13 protein-coding genes are annotated in these 24,690 nt (G+C 50.0%); 9 read left to right on the plus strand and 4 right to left on the minus strand.

Annotated elements, in window-relative coordinates:
• Positions 1 to 97 precede the first annotated feature (97 nt).
• Positions 98 to 1,090, plus strand: a complete 993-nt coding sequence (locus tag C7Y71_RS07975; RefSeq protein ID WP_111898041.1) for a malate dehydrogenase — start codon at positions 98 to 100, stop codon at positions 1,088 to 1,090.
• Positions 1,091 to 1,167: 77 nt separating this feature from the next.
• Here C7Y71_RS07975 and C7Y71_RS07980 read toward each other — a convergent pair whose 3' ends face one another.
• From C7Y71_RS07980 to C7Y71_RS07990, 4 genes are read right to left on the minus strand one after another with little or no spacing between them, the layout of a single operon-like run.
• The gene (locus C7Y71_RS07980; protein WP_111898042.1) at positions 1,168 to 3,450 is read right to left on the minus strand and encodes a GH92 family glycosyl hydrolase; all 2,283 of its coding nucleotides are present in this window, start codon (positions 3,448 to 3,450) and stop codon (positions 1,168 to 1,170) included.
• A complete protein-coding gene (locus C7Y71_RS11855; protein WP_193215879.1) occupies positions 3,450 to 3,617 on the minus strand; it encodes a hypothetical protein in 168 nt (55 codons plus the stop codon). Before C7Y71_RS11855 ends, C7Y71_RS07980 begins: the two co-directional genes overlap by 1 nt.
• A 19-nt stretch (positions 3,618 to 3,636) precedes the next feature.
• Positions 3,637 to 5,301 (minus strand): nucleoside kinase, encoded by a 1,665-nt coding sequence (locus tag C7Y71_RS07985; protein ID WP_111898043.1) that lies wholly within the window; start codon positions 5,299 to 5,301, stop codon positions 3,637 to 3,639.
• A gap of 44 nt (positions 5,302 to 5,345) precedes the next feature.
• Entirely contained in the window at positions 5,346 to 7,511 is a 2,166-nt protein-coding gene (locus tag C7Y71_RS07990) for a GH92 family glycosyl hydrolase (protein ID WP_111898044.1), read from the minus strand.
• A gap of 268 nt (positions 7,512 to 7,779) precedes the next feature.
• On the opposite strand from C7Y71_RS07990, the gene C7Y71_RS07995 reads away from it, so the two are divergent.
• The 8 genes from C7Y71_RS07995 (at position 7,780) to C7Y71_RS08030 (ending at position 24,689) form a co-directional block, all read left to right on the plus strand.
• Positions 7,780 to 11,673 carry a hypothetical protein gene (locus C7Y71_RS07995; RefSeq protein ID WP_111898045.1) on the plus strand — a complete coding sequence of 1,298 codons (3,894 nt, stop codon included), beginning with the start codon at positions 7,780 to 7,782 and terminating at the stop codon, positions 11,671 to 11,673.
• Between the two features lie 83 nt (positions 11,674 to 11,756).
• Positions 11,757 to 11,939, plus strand: coding sequence for a hypothetical protein (locus tag C7Y71_RS08000; protein WP_111898046.1), 183 nt, complete (start codon positions 11,757 to 11,759; stop codon positions 11,937 to 11,939).
• A gap of 94 nt (positions 11,940 to 12,033) precedes the next feature.
• A complete protein-coding gene (locus C7Y71_RS08005; protein WP_111898047.1) occupies positions 12,034 to 13,251 on the plus strand; it encodes a sialidase family protein in 1,218 nt (405 codons plus the stop codon).
• A 44-nt stretch (positions 13,252 to 13,295) separates the two neighbouring features.
• The gene (locus C7Y71_RS08010) at positions 13,296 to 17,330 is read left to right on the plus strand and encodes a glycoside hydrolase family 2 TIM barrel-domain containing protein (RefSeq protein ID WP_111898048.1); all 4,035 of its coding nucleotides are present in this window, start codon (positions 13,296 to 13,298) and stop codon (positions 17,328 to 17,330) included.
• 288 nt (positions 17,331 to 17,618) lie between these two features.
• Complete coding sequence (locus C7Y71_RS08015) at positions 17,619 to 18,095, plus strand: helix-turn-helix domain-containing protein (RefSeq protein WP_146739382.1); 477 nt, start codon at positions 17,619 to 17,621, stop codon at positions 18,093 to 18,095.
• A gap of 192 nt (positions 18,096 to 18,287) precedes the next feature.
• Positions 18,288 to 19,766: a cysteine--tRNA ligase gene (gene cysS / locus C7Y71_RS08020; protein WP_111898050.1), complete on the plus strand. Its 1,479-nt coding sequence runs from the start codon at positions 18,288 to 18,290 to the stop codon at positions 19,764 to 19,766.
• Between the two features lie 187 nt (positions 19,767 to 19,953).
• Complete coding sequence (locus C7Y71_RS08025) at positions 19,954 to 23,553, plus strand: hypothetical protein (RefSeq protein WP_146739383.1); 3,600 nt, start codon at positions 19,954 to 19,956, stop codon at positions 23,551 to 23,553.
• Positions 23,554 to 24,089: 536 nt separating this feature from the next.
• Positions 24,090 to 24,689, plus strand: a complete 600-nt coding sequence (locus tag C7Y71_RS08030; RefSeq protein WP_111898052.1) for a flavodoxin — start codon at positions 24,090 to 24,092, stop codon at positions 24,687 to 24,689.
• Position 24,690: the final 1 nt, after the last annotated feature.

The following is a 24,690-nucleotide window of genomic DNA, read 5'->3' on the forward strand; positions in this document are numbered from 1 at the left end:
CAAAATTACAAAAAAAACTCAAAAAGCCAGCATAATTGCACCTTTTTTTTGTTAACTTTGCCGTTGCGAATAGATCAACAACAAAAACATAAACATTATGGCATTTTTAACAAACGACAAATTGGTTATCGTCGGTGCTGCCGGCATGATTGGCTCCAACATGGTTCAGACAGCCCTGACGATGGGTCTTACAAACAACATCTGCCTCTACGATGTGTTCTCACCCGAAGGTGTGGCAGAAGAAATGCGTCAGTGCGGTTTCGGCGACGTGAACATCGTTGCTACGACAGATGTAAAAGAAGCATTCACTGATGCGAAATATATCATCTCCAGTGGTGGTGCTCCCCGCAAGGAAGGCATGACGCGCGAAGACCTGCTTGCCGGCAACTGCAAAATTGCTGAAGAACTCGGCAAGAATATCAAGGCTTATTGCCCCGACGTGAAGCACGTGGTAATTATCTTCAACCCTGCTGATCTCACGGGTCTTGTAACATTGCTGTACAGCGGTCTGAAACCCTCTCAGGTAACCACACTTGCTGCCCTCGACTCCACACGTTTGCAGAGTGCACTGGCAAAGAAATTCGGTGTGATGCAGAGCGAAGTAACGGGCTGTGCCACATACGGCGGTCATGGTGAACAGATGGCTGTGTTCGGTTCAAATGTTAAGATAGCAGGCAAGCCGCTTACAGAGATTATTGGTACCGATGCCTTCCCTGAGGCAGAGTGGGAACAAATGAAGAAGGACGTTACTCAGGGCGGTGCTGCCATCATCAAGTTGCGTGGTCGCAGTTCATTCCAGAGCCCCTCGTATCTGAGCGTAGAGATGATTCGCAGCGTGATGGGTGGCGAAGCATTCCGCTATCCAGCCGGTACTTTCGTCAACAACGACAAGTACAGCCGCATCATGATGGCTATGGACACCACGCTCGACACCAATGGCTGCACCTACCGCATGCCACAGGGCACACCCGAAGAACTTGCAAAACTCGATGCTTCTTACGAGCACCTCTGCAAGATGCGCGACGAACTCGTTACGCTCAACATCGTGCCACCCATCGAAGAGTGGAGCAACATCAATCCTAATCTCTGATTTTAGGGACATAACAAAACAGAAAAGGTCGGCATTTCAATGTGCCGGCCTTTTTTAGCGGTTGCAGTGATTCTGTCTCATTCATCGCGCGACATGGAGTAGGGTGCATCGGTCGGGGTGGTGCCGCGTTGTGTGTCGGGCTGTGGTGCCATGTCGAAGTGGAGGCGGATGCCGCGTTGCAGTGTTTCGTGGCGGAGGTAGTTGCGTGTGTAGGGCTTCCCATCCATGGTGAGGCGATGTATATAGACGTTGTCGGCACTCACGTCGGGCGCGGTTAGTGTTGTGGTGCGTCCGTTCGCGAAGTGTATGGCGGCGCGGCGGAAGAGTGGTGAGCCGATGGCGTACTGGTCCGTGCCGGGACAGACGGGATAGAAGCCAAGGGCGCTGAATACGTACCATGCGCTGGTCTGACCGTTGTCCTCGTCGCCGGGATAGCCGTCGGGTGTGGCGCGGTAGAGTTTGCGCATGGCATCGTGTACGTGCTGCTGCGCCTTCCAGGGTTGTCCTGCCCAGTCGTAGAGGTAAATCATGTGCTGTATAGGCTGGTTGCCGTGGGCGTAGTTGCCCATTCCTGCCACTTGCATCTCTCGTATCTCATGAATGACACCGCCATAGTAGGACGCATCAAAGCGTGGCGGTACGCTGAACACGCTGTCGAGCATCTGGCAGAAGTTCTCCTTGCCACCCATCAGCCGTATGAGACCGTCGATGTCGTGGAACACGGACCACGTGTAGTGCCAGGCATTGCCCTCGGTGAAGACTTCGCCCCACTTCAGCGGTTCGAAGGGTGTCTGCCATGTGCCGTCCTTGCGTTTGCCGCGCATCAGGCGGTGTGAGGGGTCGAAGAGGTTGCGGTAGTTGAGGGCTCGCCTGTGGAGTTCTGCCGTGTCGGCACGCCCCATTTCCTTCGCGAGTTGCCACAGGCACCAGTCGTTGTAGGCATACTCCAGCGTGCGCGCCGCACTCTCGTTGATGCCCACGTCGCAGGGAATGTAACCCAACTTGTTGTACCAGTCATAACCCTTGCGACCTGTAGAACCCACAGTGGGATGGACAGCGCGGGTGGCATGGAGCAAGCCTTCAAAGAGTGTTGTGCTGTCGGCAACACGCACTCCCTTTAGGTAGGCATCGGTGAGCACTGATGCGGAGTTGTTGCCCACCATGCAGTCCCTGTGTCCCGGGCTGCACCATTCGGGGAAAAAGCCGCTCTCGCGGTAGGCATTGAGGAAGCCCTCCTGCATCTCGCGGTTTACGTCGGGATAGACCAGGTTGAGCAACGGAAACAGGCTGCGGAAGGTGTCCCAGAACCCCGTGTCGGTATAGAGATAGCCCGTATGCAGTTTTCCGTCGTAAGGGCTGCGGTGCAAGATGTTGCCGTCGGCATCGCATTCATAGAGTTTGCGGGGGAAGAGCAGGCAGCGGTACAGGCAGGAATAGAACGTGCGCGCCTGGTCGATGTCGTCCATATCTACCTCGATGCGTCCCAGCACATCGTTCCAGGCCTTGCGTCCTTCCTCCCCGAGTGTCTCGAGCGATTTGTCAGCAAGTTCTGCCCGCAGGTTCTGCCTCGCTTGCATGATGCCGATGAACGATGATGCCACGCGTGCCGTAACGCGTTGCCCCTTAGTCGTGCGGAAACCTATCATGACACCGGCGTGGTTGCCTCTGGCTTCCAGGGTGTCTGCCTGTTGTCCGTCCAGAACAGTGCGAACTACGCTGAATGGTGTGTCGAACTCCACTACAAACCAGCAGCAGAAACCATCCGCCACACCACCACTGTTTTTCGTTGTGTAGCCCGAGATGCGGCGGTGAAGGGTATCAATCGCCACCGCGGAACCGCCGTCGAAAGCATCTATCGCTACCCACGCGCTGTCGGTCTGCGGAAATGTGAAACGCATCAGGCAGGCACGCTCCGTCGGTACGAGTTCCGCCCGCACGTCGTGGTCGGCAAGATAAACCTCATAACTATAGGGTGTGGCTTTCTCGCTGAGGTGGGAGAACCAACTGGCGCGCCCCTCTTCGTCGAACACACCGCGTCCCACGAGAGGCATCAGTGAGAATTGCCCGTAGTCGTTGATCCATGGGCTGGGCTGGTGTGTCTGCTTGAAGCCGCGCAGGCGGTGTGCCGTGTAGGTGTATTGCCATCCGTTACCATTCTTGCCCGTCTGCGGTGTCCAGAAATTCATGCCCCATGGCCGGCAGATGGCGGGATAGGTGTTGCCCGCCGAGAGTTCGTAACTTGAAGCCGTGCCCATCAGCGGGTTGACCAGCGCAGCATAGTCGGTGGCTGCAGTTTGCGCCTGCGCCGTGATGCCGAAGAAGCCCAGCCACGACAGGAGAAAGAGGAAAAACTTATTCATTACAAGTTTAGAAATGCTATTTGCTTGAAGTTAATGAAGTTAGCGAAGTTAGCGACGTATGTTTTGTTCGACAGATGGTCATTTACTTTCCACTTGGTGGTATCGTCTGTAACTTCGTTAACTCCGTTAACTCCGAGCGTAGCGAAAACTACAGAAAGTAGAGGCATGTTATATTATATACCTCTCTCAATATTTAAAAGTGCTTCCGCCGAGGAATTCCCGCAGCAGCGAAGTTGGTGGCAGGCCTTTAGTGGAGATGGGCTGGACGTAGAGGAGGAATTTCTTGAGTCGGTATGCCTCGCTGTATTCCGGTTCGTGTTCCGGCACTTGTTCGAGCAGTTGCAGTGCCTTGTCGCGCAGTGCGGCGAGTTCGAAGAGCAGTGCGGTGTTGATCATCTCGTCAGCCTGTTCCTCGAAGGGGAAAATCCACTTTTCTTCTCCTGCCCTCACGCTTGGCCAGCGGCGTATGGTTTCAAGTGCAGAATAGCCTCTGTATTTGTAGTCGCGCACGATGCGTCGCAGCAGGCGGTTGTCGGTAGTGGGTATGTAGTTGTGGTAGTCGAGCAAGATACTCGTCAGGGCTGAAGCATAGATCTTGAACTTGTTCTCCTTCGGGATGTCCTTTGTGATAAGCGGATTGAGGGCGTGTATGCCTTCGAGGATGATGAGGTCGTTCTTTTCGAGTTGTACGAAGTTTCCGCTTCGCTCGCTCTTACCCGTCTGGAAGTTGTATCTGGGCAGTTCCACGTTCTGTCCGTTGAGGAGGGCGTTCATCTGCTCGTTGAACAATGGTATGTTCAGTGCCTCTACGTGTTCGAAGTCGTATTCCCCGTTTTCATCGCGAGGTGTCTTGTCGCGGTCCACGAAATAATCGTCGAGCGAGATGGGAATGGGGTGTAGTCCGCAGGTCTGCAGTTGCACACTCAGTCGTTTGGCAAAGGTGGTTTTTCCGCTTGAACTTGGTCCTGCTATGAGTATGACGCGCAGCCGTTGGTCTGCTGCTATGCGGTCTGCCATTTTCATAATGCGTTTTTCCTGCAGTGCTTCGCTGACATTGATGAGTTCGATGGTGCGTCCCTCTTCGCAGGCACGATTAAACTCTCCAACGGTGGTCATATTGAGAATGTCCTGCCAGCGGTGTTGTTCGCGGAAAATGCCCAACAAGCGTTCCTGTGCCACCATCGGGCGCAGTCTGTCTGGATCTTTTGAGTCGGGGATGCGCAATAACAGTCCTTCGCTGTGAGGTACAAGGTCGAAGAGATAGACCTGTCCTGTTGAGATGAGCAGTGAGCCGTAGAAATAGTCTGGCAGTCCGTCGAGGGTGTAGTAGGTGGTGTAGAGTGCCCCGCCTGTCTCGATGAGCACCGCCTTGTCCTCCTGTCCATGTTCACGGAAGAGTTGTATCGCCTGGTCAGAAGGCACTGTGTTGCGGTGGAAGGGAATGTTTTCGTCCACTATTTCCTGCATCCGGTTGCGCAGAGCGTTGACGATGTCTTCCGTTACGCCTCCCTCGAGGTCGAGCCGGCAATAGTAGCCGTTGAGTACGCTGCAGTCTATGCGTAAGCGTGCCTGAGGATAGAGGTCGTGCACTGCCTTGTAGAGTATGAAGAAGAGCGACCGGCTGTATGTGCGCCTGCCTGAGGGATTTGTCACGTCGATGAATTCCACGTCTTTGTCGCTGAAGATGGTATAGTGGAGTCCTTCCACCTTGTTGTTCACCTTGGCGCTTGTTGCGCCATGCGGTAAGTCGAGTTCGAGCATTTCATACACTTGCTCGAGGTTGAAACCTAAGGGCACTTTGTGTGTCTTACCAGTGTTTTTGCAACGTACGTTGATGGTTTGTAAAGGCATGTTGAATAATTTATAAAATGAGTTAAGCCTATTTCCTTAATTAGTTAATACCACTTTGTTTTTTCTTTGCCCATCTGTATTTCGAGGGTGCCACCACGAGCGATGTCGGCATAATCTACCCAGTATTTTTTCAGACGTTTGCCATTGAGTTTCACACTCTGTATGTAGTGGTTTTCAGGGCTATTATCTTTGGCTATGATGGTAAATGTGCCACCTTTCACACGCAGGTCAGCGCGGTTGAAGAGTGGAGATCCCAGCACATAGCGCCCGCCAGCGGGTTCCACTTGATAGAAACCAAGCGAGGAGAGGATGTACCATGCCGACATTTGCCCTACATCTTCGTTTCCGCTAAGTCCGTCGGGTTGGTCATGGTAGAGTGTGGTGTTGATTTGTCGCACGAGGTCGGCTGTTTTCCAGGGTTCACCGAGCATGGTGTAGAAATACACGATGTGGTGGCTTGGTTCGTTGCCGTGTGCATATTGTCCGATGAGTCCGCTGATGTCTGGCGATGCGTTCTTTCCGAGGTCGCCTGTTACGACGAACAGCGAGTCGAGTTTTGCGATGAGTGCTTTCTTGTTTCCGAAGAGGCTGACCAGCCCGTCGATGTCGTGCGGCACGAGCCATGTGTATTGCCAGGCATTGCCTTCTGTGAAGTCGTCCTGCTCATGCGATGAGACAAAGGGGTCGAACGTTGTCCGGAATGTGCCGTCGGCATGGCGTCCGCGCATGAATTTTTTCTTTTTGTCGAATACGTTTGTATATGACTTTGAGCGTTTGAGGAAGTAGTTGTAGTCATCTGTCTTGCCGAGTTTCTTTGCAGCCTGTGCCACAGCCCAGTCGGCGAGGGCATACTCCAATGTGCGCGACACGTTTTCGTTGCCGTCCTCGACAGCGATATATCCGCGTTCGCGGTATTCCTTCAGTCCCCGCTCGTCGAGCATGGCGCTTGTCTTCATGGCTTCGAAGGCGAGTTGCTGATCCAGACCTTCTATGTCTTTCATTACGGCATCTCCCACCACTGCTACACCCGGGTTACCCACCATGCAGTCCGTTTCGTTAGCCATCAGGTGCCACACGGGCAACTTGCCCTGCTCCCTGTATATATGTAGCATCGTATTGATGAAGTCGGGCATTCGGTCGCTGTGTATGAGTGTCATCAGGGGGTGTTGTGCGCGGTAGGTGTCCCACAGGCTGTAAGTGGTATAGTTGGTAAAAGCCTCTCCCTCGTCGGTGTTTTGGCGCACCATGTCGTCGCTGCCTCGATAGTCGCCGTTTACGTCGCAGAACACGTTTGGCGCAATCATTTCGTGGTACATTGCCGTATAGAAGATGCGGCGTTGCTGTGCATCGTCGGTAGTGATGACTACGCGGCTGAGTTCATCGTTCCATGCCTTGTCGGCAGCCTTTGCCGTGGCATCGAAGTCCCATCCGGGCAGTTCTGCCGCCATATTAGCCTTTGCTCCTGCCACAGACGTGGGTGAGAGGCTGACTTTTGCGAGCACTTTCTCGCCGTCGCCGGTCTGGAAGTTGATGCGTGCATAGTGTCCATCGGCAGTGGTCTCTACACCATCGATGCGTTTGTTGAATTTAACGTGGAAGAATATTTTTTGATTCTTTGCCCAACCGGTGGAGTAGCGGTAGCCGGAGATACCGCCCTCGTCTTGTTCCATGTGTACTTCCGTGGCTTTATCCCAACAACCACCGTTCATCAGGTCGATAACGATGGCGGCATCTGTGCTCTGCGGAAACGTGTAGCGATGCATGCCGACACGCTGTGTAGCGGTGAGTTCGGCTGTGATGCCATATCGGAGCAATTTACCTTTGTAGTAGCCCGGACGAACCACTTGTGTGCTACGTTCGATGTAACTCCAAAGTCCACTTTTCGGGTCTGTTTCTTCTCCGCGTGCATAGGCTGGTCTGCCCACAACGGGCATCATCGTTACATCGAAAAGATCACCTATGCCAGTGCCGCTGAGGTGGGTGTGGGAAAAACCTATGGCTGTGGAGTCGCTAACGTGGTATCCTGAGCACCAGTCCCATTGTTGCGGTAAGCTCGTTGGTCCGAGTTCTACTAACCCGAAGGGTACGTTTGCTCCTACGAATACATGGCCGTGTCCTCCCGAACCTATTGTCGGGTCAACGTATTGTGTCAGGTTTTGTGCCGTTGCCGTAGATGAAATCAGCAACAATGCCATCAGGATCTTTTTCATGTTTTTTTTGATTGTTAAGTTTGGAGCAAAGATAAGAAATTGTGTCGCAAAAAAGTGCGAAAATGAGAGGTTTTTTATAAAAAAGGTCTGTTTGCTCTTGCTAAAAAAGGCTTTTCATTTGTTAAAATTTTTGAATATTAAATAAAATGCTTATATTTGCCATGATTATGTGTTTGCACATAAGAAAAAGAAGAGCGTATAAAAAATAATTGAAAAGTTTCTTATATCAATTAAATTTTACATTATTAACTAACTAAAATCCTCAACAATGAAAAAGATTACAGTTCTTTTAGCATTCTTGCTGACAGCAGTTGTTGGTATGTGGGGACAGACCGGACCTAATGGTTCTACGCAGGTTACAAACGGAGAACTTGCAACGGGCTACTACTACATTTACAACAATGGTGCTGCCAAGTATTTGGACGGAAGTACAAATGCTTACGCATGGGTGGATGAGACCAGCCTGACAGGTGATGTTGGTCTTTGGTTCATTCAAAACTTAGGTGCAGGTTCTGATGGAAACATCAGATACTACGTGCAGGTTATGGGTCAGAACCTCTATTTCGGAGGAGTCGGACCTGAATGTCCCCTGAACTCATCAAACGTTTATCAACGCATCAGCGTTCGCGAAAGCGGAGCCTACTACACCCTTTCCGGACACCAGGATGTTAGCATGATTGGCAACAAGTCAGCCATCAAGTTCAACGGCACGTCAGGCAATCTGATTTACCGTAATGGTGGTGATATAACAAATTCTACTTTCGATGCCATCAGCCAGTGGGTGCTTTACAAGGCAACGCCCGCCATCACCTACACCATTGCCGTGTCTGGTACAGACGACACAAATGCCGGTGTTCAATATCAAGGCACCAACTATACTAACGGAAGCACTTTCTCTACGAGCGACGACATTTCTGCATCTGATTTCACCGCCAATGAAGTGACCGGCTACAAGGCAAGCGTTTCTATCAGTGGTGCGACAATTAACGTTGTATATACAGATTTGAAATATGTGGTTGACCTTACAAATCTCTATGTAACTAACGCCTCTGTTTCTGCCACCACTGATCCTATCGTGGAAGGACAATGGTACATGCTGACGCAGGTTCGCCGTGAAGGTTCTAGCGCCAACGATGCAGAATCTCCGGCTTACGACAGAGGTTCAGGAAATACGATTTACCGTGCGGGGGCTGCAGTTACCCCAAGTGCTGTATTAACCCCCAACACTCCTGCCAGCGACATCAGTACATATTTGCTTCGCTTTATCTCAACAGGTGTAGGCAACGGTTACTACATACAGTTTGCTACGGGCAATTTCTGGAATGGGGTGAAAACCAGCAATTCTATTTCTTCTGCCGGTGCATACCTCATTTACAATGCTTACCATACATCAGCCAAATACACTGGTTGGAGAATCAATGCTACGAGCGATGGCACAACTTACGGAAGTATTGTGGACAACAACGGTGCAGGCTACTCGTTATCCTTCTGGGGGACAGGTTATTCGAACGAGGGTACAAACAATGTTTGGAAACTCTATCCCGTTGAACTTGGGCAAGCCCTTGAAGAAGTGAACTTTGATGTTGAAATTACTGATGGTACAAACTCCAAGACATTCTACGGACTATCTCTCGTAGAAGGCACTACAATTACGGCTTCTGATTTCTTGGCTATTTCCGGCGAATACATCACTTCTACCACCCATCAGGTGTCTAAAACCGATGAGGGACAGACGATAACACTCCAGGTTTCTGCTTCAGAAGCAATGCCGGTAGGTGCTGACAACTATGTATGGCAGTCAGCAGTAGGCAATAACCCAGCCTATGTGCATTTAGATGAAAATGGTGCTGTAGTGAATCCTAACAACTACACCATCGACTTGACAAAACCAATCACTGCGGAACACGTATGGCAGTTCGAAGGCGATATTATCAATGGTTACGGCATCAAGAATGTCTCTTCCAGCGAATATCTCGGTGGTCGTACGGAAGCAGCTGGTGCGATGAGTATGGAAGCAATGCCTTCTTTGTTCGCTCCTGTTTTCCGCAACGCAAGTTCTTTCATGTGGAAGAGTGTAGATTATGACTACTGGATTGACCGTTCCAGTGGTGCACCCTACGCACATACATCTGGTAATGCTAATGCATTGACAAAAGTGTGGCTTGTGACAGTTAGTCTGTCTGATCCGGCAGCAGGCATTATTATTGGTGGTGATACCATTAATAACCTCTCGTCATGCTTCATCTCCAACTTAGCAGAGATTTCTCTTGTTTCAAATGAATACTCCATTGCTGACATCAATGGCAAAGCCACTCTCGCAGAGGCTCTCGCAGAAATGACAGCAGGTGGCACTCTGACGATCAACGTTACTCAGGAAATGTCGAACGTGACCATCAACGTAGTTAAAGGCACACAGACAGTCAAGACCGTAACCGTTGAAAACGTTGCAGCAGGACGCGCTGTTGACGTAGCAGAAGCCATCGGTGATGTACCTTACGTAACAGGTTACGATCCCGCAACGATTACAGCAACTGCCGACGATCAGACTGTGAATGTAACCTACACTTCTTCTCTGCCATTCACATTGGCAGCCGACCCAGCAAGCAGCGAGGCACCGACATACGCAATGACGCTCCGTGAAAAATATGCTCACGGCAATGTTGCCTCATCGACTTCTCAATACGACATCACAGACGAATACCTCTGGACGTTCGGCGGTGATGAGTTCAATGGCGTGACCGTTTACAACAAGAGTAACGGCTATATGAGTGTAGGCTCTGAATCAGACAACAGTGTTGCCACATTCAGCAGTACTCCGACGCTCTTCACCATCAAGCCTAACACAAACCAGGCTAATGGTTTCAACCTCAATATTCCCGGAACTGATGCCTATATAAATAGCCGCGATAACAAAGTCAGCACATGGCTCAGCGCTTTAGCTAACGGTGAAGTAGGTTCTTGCCTCGTGGCTATACCTGAAGCAACTGTTGTTGCAAACCTCATCAACAAACTGGAAGACTACTTCCATACAACTGATGTTGTAGGCGCTCTCGCTTCTGCTGACACGGCAGCCCTTCTTGTTGACTATAACGCGCTTAAGGCAAATCCCACAAAGGCTGACTACCTCGCATTCAAGGCACAGATAGAAGCCAGCGCCATTCCTCTAACTGTTGGTGCATACTACATCATACAAAGTGCATATCCTGGCTATTATACAAGCCAAGGTGTTTATAAGTCATGGTACTACTCTCTTTCTTCCAATACAGTGAAATGGAGAGACCTGCATGCATGGCCCGAAGCAGAGATCTTCCAGGTTGTTGACAATGGTAATGGCGGCAATGTGTTCTACAATCCGATGCACAATGTGTACCTCACCGATACAGAAGGTTCCGGAAGTGCTGACATCAATGCTGCCAAGGCATTCACACTCACTGCTCTCGGTGGCGGACAGTTCAACATCTTCCTTGAAGGCACAAGTGCTCCTATCCACACTGCAGGTCACAACAATGGTAAAGGTACAAATGGCAGCCTGACTAACTGGTCAGGTGGTGCCAACACTGCTTCATCTTGGTATCTCATTCCTCAGAACATAGAAGAAATAACACTTATCGCTCCTGAAGGCGTTGCCGATGGCGAAGAAGTGGTACAGACATTTGCACATGCCACAGACGCACAGTTGCCCACCACGATTACTGTTTACACCATCAACGAAGAACTGCCTAAGGGCGCACGTCTCGATACGATTGCTTCAGGTAAGATTGCAGCCGGTCAGGGCTACATCATCAGCGGTACGAAGGGTGCTACAGTGCCTCTCCTGCCCGTAGCAAGCGCAGTTGAAGCACCTGTAGGTAACCTCCTCGTAGCAGGCGAAGGCACCTTAGTGAACGGTGGCTTTATGCTCGCTTACAAGAAGGGTCAATCAGAAGCCAAGTTCTGGACTATCGATGGTCTTACAGTACCGACAGACCGCTCATATCTGCCCGCGGGCACACCGACTATCGGTCTTGAGAGCATCTTCGGTGGTCTTGGTGACGACGTAACCGGTATCAACGGCATCACTACAGGTGCTGAAAACGGTGCTATCTACGACCTTCAGGGACGCCGCGTGAACAGCGCTCAGAAGGGTGTTTACATCATCAATGGTAAGAAAGTGATTAAGTAAATCAAACCGGATTTTCCGGAAGTTCCGGCAACACCGGAATTTCCGGGAAACCGGAAAATTCCACAAAAAACAAAACAAAGACAATGAAAAAGACTTATATCACTCCCGCTACAGCGACATACGACATGCGCCACGAGAACGTCATCGCCACAACCATCCCTAAGGATAACAGCGGCGAAGGCATCGGCGACACCAACCAAGACGGTTTCGACTTCGCACCGAAAGATGACAACAGTTGGACCGACGGCAGTTGGACTAAACCTTGATAAACAGCACTTCAAAATAAAAAGCCACCGATTTCGGTGGCTTTTTTCTATCTTTTCTTATCTTTGCAAACAATAATAAGAAACAACCCCAATCATGAAAAAAACTCTTGCAACCCTTAGTTTTGTTCTCATAGCGTTTTCGGCTATGGGACAGACCACGTTATTCCACACCGGCGACGGTACGGGAGCACCCTATCGTATTCCTGCCATTGCCACTGCAAAGAACGGCGATGTCATCGCCTTGTCTGACCATCGTCCTTGTGGCAATGACATTGGCTATGGATTGGTAAACATCCTGATGCGTGTTTCGGGCGACAACGGTGCCACATGGAGTGCCGCGGATACTGTGCTCCTCGGCAGCGGCAAAGGTCCTGACACCGGTTATGGTGATGCCTGCCTCGTGGCAGACCGTGAGCGGAATGAACTGCTGTTGGTTTGCGTCAGTGGCGACACGCCTTATTGGAAATCGAAAATAGACCACCCCCAACGCATTGTGTGTACACATGCCAATCTTGATGCAAAGACCGGCAAGTGGGTGTGGAACAAGCAGCCTGTCGATCTGACGAAGCAAGTGTATGAAGACCTGCTCGGCAATCGCATTAACGGGCTTTTCATGGGTTCGGGCCGCATCTGCCAGTCGAAGATGGTGAAGGTGGGCAAGTATTATCGCATATATGGTGCATTATGTACTCATGGCGGCAATTTCGTTATCTATTCTGACGATTTTGGTTACAACTGGAAAATTCTCGGCAGCGCTACTGAGAGTTGTGCCCCGAAAGGCGATGAACCCAAGTGTGAAGAACTGCCTGATGGCTCTGTACTCCTGAGTAGCCGCAAAGCGAAGGGACGCTATTTCAACGTGTTCCATTACACTGATGTTGCTTCAGCCCAGGGCAGTTGGGAAAAAGCCGTAGAGACTGACCTTATGCCTGGCGGCATAACGAATTTCGGATCACCTACAGACGGCGAAATCCTCATTGTAGATGCTGTGTCGAAGAGCGGTCGTAAAACGAAACTGGCGCTGCAGAGTGTGCCGGCAGGTCCGGGACGCACAAATGTAACCATCTATTGGAAGGAACTGCGTGTGGCAGACGACTACAACACGGCTGAAAACTTTGCCTCCTACTGGCCCGGGCGCTATCAAGTGAGCGACAAAGGCAGTGCCTACAGCACGATGACGCTTCAGCACGACGGCAACATAGGTTTCTTCTACGAGGAAGAGCCGCAGTGGTACCAGATGGTTTACAAAAACCTCTCGCTCAGTGAAATCACCGGTGGTGAATACACCATTGCCTACGGGAAGAAAAAATAGGAATTTTCAAATCAAGACATACAATCAATAAAAGGAAAAACTCTATGCTTAAAAGGATAATGCTGCTGATGGCAGGAGGGTTGGCACTCACCATGTCTGCCCAACAACAGAAACTCGACGGTTTCTATTATGGCGATGCCGATGCGCCTACGGGATGGGAATGGCAGTCGCCCGACTCCTTGGGTTATAATAAAGAGGTGCCCCATGCCTGGTTCTTCAACTTTCAGAGCGAAGATGCAGCCCGTAAGGTGCTGCCGGAGAACAGCGACTATTGGCTGAGTCTGAACGGCGAATGGCGTTTCCACTGGGTGGGCAATCCCTGGGAACGCCCTGTTGACTTCTATCGCACAGACTTTGACGACAGTGCTTGGGACAAGGTTCAGGTGCCCATGAACTGGAATGTGGTGGGCATACAGAAGGACGGCTCACAGAAGTACGGCATGCCAGTCTATTCCAACCAGCGCGTTATTTTCCAGCATCAGGTGCGTGTGGGCGACTGGAAAGGCGGTGTGATGCGTACACCACCTACCAACTGGATGACCTATAAAAACCGCAACGAGGTGGGTTCCTATCGCCGCACATTCACCATACCTGCCAACTGGAGCGGGAAGGAAGTGTTCGTTAATTTCGACGGCACCGACTCCTTCTTCTATCTCTATGTGAACGGCAGGTATGTGGGATTCTCGAAGAACTCGCGCAACACGGCATCGTTCGACATCACACGCTTCATCAATCCGGAAGGCGAGAACGTCATGGCAGTGGAAGTGTATCGTCACAGCGACGGCTCGTTCCTCGAAGCGCAGGACATGTTCCGTCTGCCTGGTATCTTCCGCACAGTGGCATTGCAGGCCAAGCCGAAAGTACATGCCAGCGATTTGCAGACCGTGCCTATTTACGACGCTTCGCTCGTTGATGCCTCATTGAAGGTGAAGACACTTGTGCGTAACCTCTCAGGAGAAGACGTGAAAGGTTACACCATAGGCTATAAACTGTTTGCCAATGAACTCTACAGCGACAAGAACACGCCCGTGCCGGGTGTGAAAGGCGAGGTTGCAGTACCCTTTATGAGCAAGAACAAGGAATATGCCACGGCAGAGGGTGTCATTCCCGTAGGCGCGGTGGTAAAGAAATGGAGCGCAGAAGCCCCCTATTGCTACACCCTCGTGGGCGAACTCAAGGATGGGGCAGGGCAGGTCGTTGAGACCTTCTCCACCACCGTTGGCTTCCGTACCGTAGAAATCCGTCAGACAGCCGCTAAGGACGACGAGTTCGGTCTGTCGGGACGCTATTATTTCCTTAATGGCAAACCCATCAAGATGAAAGGCGTTAACCGTCATGAGAACAACCCCGACCGCGGCCATGCCATCACGCGTCAGCAGATGGAGCACGAGGTGATGCTGATGAAGCAGGGCAACATCAACCATGTGCGCAACAGCCACTACGTGAACGACCCCTATTGGTACTACCTCTGCGACAAATACGGCATCTATCTTGAAGACGAGGCCAACATTGAGAGCCACGAATACTACTACGGTGAGGCTTCGCTGAGCCATGTGGAGAAGTTCAGGGCAGCCCACGTGGCACGTAATGTGGAGATGGTGATGCAAAATTACAACCACCCCTCTATCGTCATCTGGAGTCTTGGCAACGAGGCTGGTCCCGGCAAGAACTTCGTGGCAGCATACGAAGCGATAAAAGGCATCGACGAGCAGATGCGCCCCGTGCAGTATGAGCGCAACAACGACATCGTTGACATCGGCTCCAATCAGTATCCGAGCATCGGCTGGGTGCGTGGCGCAGTGAAGGGCAACTACAACATGAAATACCCCTACCACATCTCAGAATATGCCCATTCCATGGGTAATGCCGTGGGTAACCTCATCGACTATTGGAATGCCATCGAATCGACTAACCACTTCATCGGCGGTGCCATCTGGGATTGGGTGGACCAGGCCATCAACAACTACGACCCCGTGACGGGCGACCGCTATTGGGGCTACGGTGGTGATTTCGGTGAGACCGACAATCCGAACGACGGCATGTTCTGCATGAATGGCATCATGCGCCCCGACCTCACGCCGAAAGCTCAGTATTTCGAGGTAAAGAAGGTCTATCAGAACGTGGGTGTGGCAATGGACTCCGTTGTGGCAGGCAATATCGTCATCTTCAACAAAAACTACTTTGAGAGTCTTGCCGACTACGACATCATGGTGTCGCTATGGAAGGACGGCAAGAAAGTGGACGAAAAGCCCCTTACAGGCACTCCGCTGTCGCTCAAGGCGCGCGAACATCAGAGTTACGCTCTGCCTTTCGATCTCTCGGAACTTGCTCCCGATGCAGAGTACTTCGTAAAGGTGCAGTTCCTGCTCAAGGCAGACAAGCCGTGGGCAAAGAAGGGCTATGTGCAGATGGAAGAACAACTCCTCCTGCAGGACAATGCCCTGCTGCCCGCACTCGAAGTGCAGAAGACGAAGGACAACAAGGTCGCTGCAGTTGAAGCCAGTGATGTCATTACTGTAAGCGGTAAGGGTTTCGAAGTTAAGTTCAGTAAATCCGATGGCTCGATTTGCGCATTGTCGTACGGCGGCAACGCTGTCATCAAACCCGGCTGCGGACCTAAACTCGATGCTTTCCGTGCAGTGGTGGACAACGACAACTGGGCGTGGAACACATGGGCACAGAAAGGTCTGCATAACCTGAAGCACAAAGCCTCCGATGCCAAGGTGATCAAGGGCAAGAACGGTGAGGTCATCATTACCTTCTCCGTAACGAGTCAGGCACCCTGCGGCGCACAACTGCGTGGCGGTGCGAGCGGCAGATACCAACTCGTGGATAATGCAACCGCATTTGGTCCCGACGACTTCAAGTTTATGACTAACGAAGTCTATACCGTCTATCCCGACGGCTCTATCGAACTCCGCAGCGCCATATCGTCGAACGAGAGCAACGTGGTGCTGCCCCGCATAGGCTATGTTCTTGAACTGCCTTCGGAATACAACCGCTTCACCTACTATGGTCGCGGTCCTGAGAATAACTATAATGACCGCCTCACTGGTTCGTTCATCGAGCAGTACAGCCGCCCCGTGAGCGAGATGGGTATCATGCTGCCCAAACCACAGGCACAGGGCAACCGCGAAGACGTGCGCTGGTGTGCCGTAACGAATGTGGAAGGCAATGGTGTTTGCTTCGTGGCAGACGGCAAGATGAGCGCCAGTGCCCTGCCTTGGTCGCAGAAAGAACTGCTCTTTGCTCCCCATCCCTACCAGTTGCCCAAGTCGAGCGGCACACACCTTCATCTCGACGCGAAGGTAACAGGTCTGGGCGGCAACAGTTGCGGACAGGGCGGACCGCTCAACGAAGACCGCACCTTTGCCGGTTCGTATAACTTCGGTTTCATCATTCGTCCGATAGTAGCCAGTGATTTTGATGCCAAGGTTGGTGTCAGCGGTTCCGGCGAAGTGCCTATCAGCGTCAGCCGCAACCGTGTGGGCAAGGTTACGCTGTCCTCGCCTCAGGAAGACCGCGTCATTATGTACAACGTGAATGGCGGTAAGGCTCAGCAATACACCGAACCGTTCAGTATGCGCGAAGGTGGCACGCTCAAGGCCTGGTACAAGGACAACAAGCGCATGGAAGCAGTTCAGACTTTCGACAAGATAGAATCTGTGCCTCTTCAGGTAGTGTTCTGTTCCAGTGCGGAACCCGGTGAGGGCGATGCCAATAATCTTGTGGATGGCGACCTCGGCTCCATCTGGCACACTGCATACGGTGTAACACTGACGAAGTATCCGCACTGGATTAACTTCGACGCGGGCGAAGTGCGCAACATGAAGGGCTTTACCTATACACCGAGACAAAACGGTGGCAACGGCGACGTGAAGGACTACGAAATCAGCGTCAGCCAGGACGGCAAGAACTGGACAAAGGTTCACAGCGGTGCCTTCCCCAACAGGAAAGGTCAGCAGCGTGTGGAATTCAGCAGTCCTGTTATGGCACGCTACATCCAGTTCAAGGCACTCTCCGAGCAGCACGGACAGGAATATGCCAGCGGTGCAGAATTCGGGCTCCTTGCTGAATAGCGAAGAACTTTCAATGATAAACCTCCGCTAAGGCGGAAAGCATAAAATGGTAGCAGAAGTCTTGGAAACGAGGCTTCTGCCATTTTCTGCACTCTAGGTTCTGCGTTAAAGTCAGAAAATTAGGCTGAATAATACAAATTGAGAAAACAACTTTGACAAATTGAGAAAACAACCTGAAAAATCGTTACTTACTTTCTTTCTACAGTTTATAATTTTGCTTTCAGTTTGAAGAAACCTTGTGTATCTTAAAAACTAAATGAAGTGTACAATAACGATAGTGAAATAAGTATGTCAGAGGAGAGAAAGCGCGTAGAGACAGAAGATGTTGCCGGAAGTAAAGAAAAACCTTCTGGCAAACGTAAACAAGCACTATTCCTGCAACTTGAGAAGAAAGTGAATGAAAAGAACCTGTTTCTGTGTTCACACCTTTCGCGGGAGGACCTTTGCAGGTTGATAGGTGTTGATAAGAATGACATAGCAGCCATTGTCAAGGAGTTCGACGGCCGTAACGTGCGCATGTACATTAACAACAAACGGATTATCTATGCGGCACGGCTGATGCAGCGTCAACCCAACTTCAACGTGCAGTCGATAGCCGAAGAGTGTGGCTTCAATCATCTCGGCACTTTCTACAGGCTTTTCCGTCGGAAATATGACATGACGCCCATTGATTTCGAAAAGTTGGTAAGAAAAAATGCTGCTGATGACATCCTCGACGAGCAGGGCGACCTGAAACAGCAGTACAGGATAGTTGAAAATAAGTAAGTATAATATTCGTTTTTCTCATAGACAACGGGGAGGAACCATTCGTGATGAATAGTTTCTCCTCATTTTTTTGTCAGGTTGCACATCGCTTTCTGCAAAATTTGCCATTTTGTACGATTGAATTTTAAAAATTTTGTCAAAAATCACTACTTTTGCGCCCAAAGTAAGAAACAACATCATTTTGATAAGAAAATGCTCAGGATATACAACACTTTAACAAGGACAAAAGAGCGATTTGAGCCACTTGTAGAAGGTCATGTAGGCATGTATGTCTGCGGTCCTACAGTCTATGGTGATGCACATCTGGGCCATGCCCGTCCTGCCATCACTTTCGACCTCGTTTTCCGCTATCTCAAGCACAAGGGATATAAAGTACGCTACGTCCGTAACATTACAGATGTGGGCCACCTTGAGCACGATGCCGACGAAGGCGAGGACAAGATAGCAAAGAAGGCTCGCCTCGAACAACTCGAACCTATGGAAGTGGCGCAATACTACACTAACCGCTTCCACCATGCCATGGACCTGCTCAATGTTCTTCCGCCCAGCATCGAGCCTCACGCCAGCGGTCATATCATAGAACAGGAAGAACTCGTGAAGCAAATCATGGCGAATGGTTATGCCTACGAATCGAACGGCAGTGTGTATTTCGACGTGGAGAAATACAACCGCGACCACCACTATGGCAAACTTAGCGGACGTAATCTCGAAGATGTTATCAACAACAGCAGGCAACTCGACGGTGTGGGAGAGAAGCGCAACCAGGTGGACTTTGCGCTGTGGAAGAAAGCACAGCCCGAACACATCATGCGTTGGCCTTCGCCATGGAGCGATGGCTTCCCGGGTTGGCACTGCGAGTGTACCGCCATGGGCAGGAAATACCTCGGTCAGCACTTTGATATACATGGTGGCGGCATGGATCTCGTCTTTCCTCACCACGAGTGCGAAATAGCGCAGGCTGTGGCGAGTCAGGGCGACGATGCCGTGAAATACTGGATGCACAACAACATGATTACCATCAACGGGCAGAAGATGGGCAAGAGCCTCGGCAACTTCATCACCCTCTCCCAGTTCTTCACCGGTGAGCACGACAATCTTGAGCAGGCTTACAGCCCGATGACCATCCGTTTCTTCATCCTTCAGGCGCACTATCGTTCCACAGTGGACTTTTCCAACGAAGCACTGCAGGCCTCGAAGAAAGGGCTCGACCGCCTCATGGAAGGCCTGGCACAACTCGAGCGTGCCGACGTGACACCCAAAGGCAAAATCAACGAAGCCTATGCAAAGGATATTGCTGAGAAATGCTATGAAGCCATGGACGACGACTTCAACTCGCCCATCGTCATCAGCCACCTCTTCGATGCCTGTCGCCTCATCAATCAGGTTGTAGACAAGAAGAACAGCATCACCCCCGAAGGCCTCGAAGCACTGCGCAAAGTGATGCACACCTTTACCTACGATCTGCTTGGACTCAAAAACGAAGCACAAGGAGGCAATGAAGGCCGTGAGGAAAGTTTCGGCAAGGCAGTTGACCTGCTCCTCGAAATACGTCAGAATGCCAAAGCACAAAAGGACTGGACTACCAGCGACCGCATACGCGACGAACTCGCACAACTCGGGTTTGAGGTGAAAGACACCAAGGACGGTGCCACCTGGCGACTGAACAAATAGGAATGTACAACTAACGGCGCAAAGCAAAGAAAAGCAAGAAAATCGACCATGAAAATGAGATTTTTTGAAAAAAAAGCATTTGATAAAAAAAATATTCTTATTTTTACACCCTAAAAAAAGAGCGTTTAATTATTCTTAATTACATTTTAATTAATTTATTTCTAACCAAAACCAAAACCAAATCCACATGAAAAAGATTACTCGTCTATTTTCAATGCTGCTTCTGATGCTTGTTGCAACAGGAGCCTATGCACAGCAGGAGATGACTGTGACGTATTCGTCCAGCGACCCTACTGCAGGTGCATTCTATCGTGAGACGACCACAGAGGGATGGCAAAAGGTAACCTCCGGATTCACAAAACGCTGGGCATCCTACGGTACACCTTCTGTTGTTATCTCTATGACGGCTAACAACATGGATGCAGCCACATTCTCTTTCTATTCCGGTCTCGTTGTTACACCTTACACCCTCTCTATTGAGACTGAGTACCTCATTACAGGTCTCGAAATCAAGTTTGAGAACAAGATTCAGAACAATGGTCAGCGTGGTGGCGACCAAACCATGACTTGCGAAGGTGTGTCCGTAACTGCCGAAGGCGACCAGGAGGCTCACCTGCAAGTTCTTGACCTCGGTGGTGTATCATCTGTAAGCTTTGATGTAACTGGTTCCAATACAGGTGCTACCATCAATGCCTTCATCATCCATTACATTGAGAATCCTGAAAAGGGTATGGCTTACATTGACAACATTATTAACAATAATCCCTTCGATGCTTCTCAATATCCGGTAGGAACAGCCGGTGGCTACTATCCCGAGACGCTCGTTGCGGCAGCAGAAGAGGCTTACAATGACATGCTCGATTGGCAGGTTTCTGGTGGTTCGAATGACGACCTCATTGCAGCAGGTGATGCTTATCTCGCAGCACTTAAGGCTCTCCAAGAAGGTCAATATCCTATCGTTGTAACAGCAGGTAACTACTACATCCTCAATGCCCGTAATGGTGATGCCAATGAAGTAATTCCTGACCTTACCATAGAAACTGGCGTCAATGTCCTCTCTACAGCAGGAAATTACGCAGGCTGGGCACCCAATGTAACAACAGCTCAGGATGAAAATGCACAACCCGCTTACCTGTGGACACTTGAAGCTGCCAATGATACAGCGTTCTACATCAAGAGTATAGCTTTCGATAAGTATATACCTCATATAACCGGCGCTAATAGAGTACTCACGCTTACAGAGGAAAAGGAAAATGCTGCTAAGTTCTATTTCAATACCAGTTCGAATTACCCGGGCTGGGTAACCGTTCGCAATGCTGAAATAGAAGGTATCGGTGAGATTACCGACTATGCTTATCTCTACTCATACCCATCTACAAGCAGTTCTGGTTACTATACAGTGCTCAATGCTGGTAATACTTATGCAGCACAGTGGAAACTTGTCCCACTATCAGCAGAAGCCCTTGCAGCCCTTGAAGATAATATTAAGGCGCTTAAGGATTCACTTGCACAAATCGAGCGCAATAAGCAGATGGAAACTCTCCTCGGCACAGCAAGAACAGCTGAATCTGCAGGTAAGTCATACATCATCGACCCAGGTACATACGACGGTGTATTCCAAGTAGATACAACTGAAGTGGAAGATCCTGAAACAGGCGAAATAGTAACCAAGACATCGGTTGATGGTCTTGTTACTGACCCATCGCAACTTTACAGCAATGCGAAGGAACCAAGCGAAGGTTCATACGCTGCTCTCTTCGATGGTGTATTCAATGGCGCATCTTTCTTCCACTCTGCATGGAGTCCTGGTAATCCTGCAACTGAGGCCCACTACCTCCAGATAGACCTCGGTCAGGCAGACATTCAAGACATCGTGCTCAAGTATGCTACACGCTCAAATGCAGGCACCCCAGACCTGCCTTACGAAGTAACGCTCTATGGTACAAACGATCCTGCTCTGCTTTCGGGTGTAACAACTACGGTAGAGGATCCCGAGACAGGAGAAACAACTGAAACTGTTTCTGATGTGCCTTCAAGCGAATGGCCTAACCTTGGTAACTACACCATGGCATGGGATATTCAGCTGAAGGATGCTGAAGGTAATGATGTTACAGTAAGCAACCGCCGCACAGCCGCTCCTATTAATAATGGTGCTGGTATCACAACATTCAATGTTCAGGGTAACCGCTACATCCGTATCGCTGTAACCAAGTCATTGCAGCACGCTGCTTCTGGCAACGCACGTACCAATGGCGATGGTTTCGATTATTGGTATCTCTCTGAGCTCCGTGCATACAAGTCAACTTACGACGAGAATTGCGTTTACGAAAAGATGGACGCACAAGTTAAAGCAGACCTTGCTGCAGCCATTGCAAATGGTGAGCAAAAACTTGCTGAAGGTAAGGCATCTCAAGAAGACCTCGACCAACTCCAAGCTGCTTACGATGCTTTCATGGCAGTTTATCCAAGTTCAGACAAACTCAATGAAAAGATTGCTGAAGCAAAGACTTGGCGCGACAAGACTACCGAAGGTGCCGGTGTAGGTGAATACGAGACAGGTAGCAAAGATCCTCTGAACTCTACTATTGAAACTGCTGAAGCAGCGGCTGGAACTGTGCTTTCATACGACGTTTACAACTCCAACATGCAAGCCCTTAACGAGGCTATAGAAACTTACATCGGTAAGGTTAACACTCCTAAAGATGGTATCTATAAGATTCAGAGCCTCACTACAGGTGCTGCAAAGGGTGCATACGTTTGCACAGATGGTACAGGTTCTGCAAGCAATGCTTACTCCAACGTAAGATGGGATTACGCTAACGACACAGAAATCGATAACCGTCTCAATGCACTTTGGGAACTCAAGCACGTTGACGGTGGTATTACCCTCCGTAACCTCGCTACAAACCGCTACCTCTCCAATGAGCAGGTAAGCCTGAGTGGTCGCGTTCCACAAACAGATGCTTCTCACACACTCGGACTCCGTGGCGCACGTATTGACACCATCACAAAAGCGCTCAATATTACGCTCTATAACGACTCAGTGAAGTACTTCGCAAACGCGCAACCTGGTGGAAAGGTGCTCGTAGTATGGAACTCTGCAAAGGGTGCAGACAACTCAGCCTTCGAATTCATCAAGGTGAGTGAAGATGAGTTTGCTGCAACGATGATTCTCGAACACCCCGTACCATTCACAGTACACCTCCTGCCGTTCGACATCGCAGCACCTGCAATTCCTGTTTACACCGTACTCGGTTTGAAGGATAATGCCGTACAACTCAAGACTATTACATCTGACGTGATTACTGCAGGTACTCCGTTCATCGTGGCTGAAGACACAGCAACGACTAAGGACTTCTCAGTTTATCTGACAGTTTACACTGCTGGTGAAATGGCTTACAGTTATGCAGAAGATGGTCTGAACGTAAATGGTATGACTGCTCTTTGGGAGCCCGACACTGTTGGTGCAAACCACCACATCCTCGGTACTGCAGATCCTGCATCGCTCCAGAGAAGGGCTGCTCTCATCCAGACCGACAAGAACACTGTAGTTGTTGCTAACGACGCTTACTTCACCATCACTGGCATGCCAGAGGCTGCTGTAGACGGCGATGCATACATACCACTCGAAAAGGCCATCGTAGACGGTGTTGAAAAAGTGGTTCTCGGCGACGTAGTAATTAAGAACAACCGTATGTACAACATCAGCGGACAGCAGGTTAAGTCAACCAAGAATCTGCCTGCAGGTGTTTACATCATCAACGGCAAGAAGGTTTACGTTAAGTAAATCTTGATTGTAAGATTATTTATTAAAGAAGGAGGGCGTGCTTACGGCATGCCTTCCTTTCTGTTTATAGCACATCTCTTTATAATAAGATGTGAACACCCTCTAATGATTTGCGGTTTTTTTATTATTGCTGTCCGGTAAACTTATTGTTGTCCGCTAAAACGGGCTGAAAGTCCGTAAAGCCCATAGCCCAGGGCAACGCCCTGGGGGATAAGGTCAATGGCAATGGCGCACTGTAAGTGCAAAAGCAGAAACGAGATTAGCATTTATTTAATAATATGGCTTTTGTCCTTTCAGGACGCAAATACTCATACGTCCATATACCCAAGGCGTTGCCTTGGGCTATGAGCAGTAAGGCTTTCAGCCTAATTCAGAGCACTAAAACGGACGCAACAAAGTCAAAGCGTAAGCCCCCATAGATTACACCACCCATAAAACACCCAAACAGAAAGGCTTATGACTATGTCCATAAAACTTTTACCGGACACCAATATTTTTTTATATTTTTGCAACAGTAAGCCAAAAAAGAAAAGAAAATGAAGAAAATTATCATGATGTTGGTCACTGTGTTTGCCATTTGCGTCAGTGGCAGTTGCCAAAACGACAAAAAACAGCAAGAGAACAACAAGTCAGAACAACAAACCGCACAAACAGAAAATCAGAAGAAAACTTTGGTGGCATATTTCTCTGCTACAGGCACCACAAAGGCTGCTGCAGAAAAACTCGCCAACGTAACAGGCGGTGAACTCTTTGAAATCGTACCCGAACAGCCCTATACGGACGCTGACCTGGACTGGAGAGATAAGCAATCGCGTAGCACGCTGGAGATGAAGGATGCCAAGTCGCGACCGGCTGTGAAGTCGAAAGTGGACGATATAAAGAAATATGACGTGATTTATGTAGGTTTCCCCATCTGGTGGTACATCGCGCCCACTATCATCAACACTTTCCTTGAGCAATACGACCTTTCCGGAAAGGTGATAGTGCCCTTCTTTACTTCCGGCAGCAGCGAAGCAGGCGAAACAGTGAAACACCTGCAACCCTCTGCACCCAATGCAAAAATACTGCCGGCAGAAAATCTTACCGGCGACGATGAGGCAAACATCAAAAAGTGGGTGGACAGTCTCAAGTTCTAAT

The sequence above is a fragment of the Pseudoprevotella muciniphila genome, from assembly GCF_003265305.2.
GTDB classification, from domain to species: Bacteria; Bacteroidota; Bacteroidia; order Bacteroidales; family Bacteroidaceae; genus Alloprevotella; species Alloprevotella muciniphila.

Excerpts from the sequence above, each read along its gene's own strand:
- C7Y71_RS07975 (WP_111898041.1), top strand. The coding sequence starts at position 98 with ATGGCATTTTTAACAAACGACAAATTGGTTATCGTCGGTGCTGCCGGC.
- C7Y71_RS08010 (WP_111898048.1), top strand. The coding sequence starts at position 13,296 with ATGCTTAAAAGGATAATGCTGCTGATGGCAGGAGGGTTGGCACTCACC.
- C7Y71_RS07990 (WP_111898044.1), bottom strand. The coding sequence starts at position 7,511 with ATGAAAAAGATCCTGATGGCATTGTTGCTGATTTCATCTACGGCAACG.
- C7Y71_RS08015 (WP_146739382.1), top strand. The coding sequence starts at position 17,619 with ATGTCAGAGGAGAGAAAGCGCGTAGAGACAGAAGATGTTGCCGGAAGT.
- C7Y71_RS08025 (WP_146739383.1), top strand. The coding sequence starts at position 19,954 with ATGAAAAAGATTACTCGTCTATTTTCAATGCTGCTTCTGATGCTTGTT.
- cysS (WP_111898050.1), top strand. The coding sequence starts at position 18,288 with ATGCTCAGGATATACAACACTTTAACAAGGACAAAAGAGCGATTTGAG.
- C7Y71_RS08000 (WP_111898046.1), top strand. The coding sequence starts at position 11,757 with ATGAAAAAGACTTATATCACTCCCGCTACAGCGACATACGACATGCGC.
- C7Y71_RS08005 (WP_111898047.1), top strand. The coding sequence starts at position 12,034 with ATGAAAAAAACTCTTGCAACCCTTAGTTTTGTTCTCATAGCGTTTTCG.
- C7Y71_RS07985 (WP_111898043.1), bottom strand. The coding sequence starts at position 5,301 with ATGCCTTTACAAACCATCAACGTACGTTGCAAAAACACTGGTAAGACA.
- C7Y71_RS08030 (WP_111898052.1), top strand. The coding sequence starts at position 24,090 with ATGAAGAAAATTATCATGATGTTGGTCACTGTGTTTGCCATTTGCGTC.
- C7Y71_RS07980 (WP_111898042.1), bottom strand. The coding sequence starts at position 3,450 with ATGAATAAGTTTTTCCTCTTTCTCCTGTCGTGGCTGGGCTTCTTCGGC.
- C7Y71_RS07995 (WP_111898045.1), top strand. The coding sequence starts at position 7,780 with ATGAAAAAGATTACAGTTCTTTTAGCATTCTTGCTGACAGCAGTTGTT.
- C7Y71_RS11855 (WP_193215879.1), bottom strand. The coding sequence starts at position 3,617 with ATGCCTCTACTTTCTGTAGTTTTCGCTACGCTCGGAGTTAACGGAGTT.